Annotated in this window: 1 pseudogene; it reads left to right on the forward strand. The window is 79.3% G+C overall.

The annotated features are described in order from the left end of the window. Positions 1-295: pseudogene (locus LO771_RS30310) on the forward strand (hypothetical protein); the annotation flags it as partial.

Raw genomic sequence — 295 nt, forward strand, 5'->3', positions numbered from 1 at the left:
CGCCGCTGGCCGGCCGGGACCCCTGGGCGTCGCTGCGGCGGGCCGAGCTCCTGATCGAGCAGTGCCTCTACAAGGCCGACGGCTGGGAGGAGGCGGAGGCGGCCCTGCGGCAGGCCGAGGCCGCCGCCCGCAGTCCCGAGCAGCGGGCGGCGGCGGCGTGCGAACGGGGCGTCCTGGCCTACGTGGCGACCCTGCTGGGGGTGCGGGACCGGGCCGACGAGGCGAAGGCCGCCCTCGGGCGCACCTCGGCGATGCTCTCCCCGGACGCGCCGGGCCGGCCGATGCTGGACTTCCG

This window comes from Streptacidiphilus sp. ASG 303 (assembly GCF_020991365.1).
Lineage (GTDB): Bacteria > Actinomycetota > Actinomycetes > Streptomycetales > Streptomycetaceae > Peterkaempfera.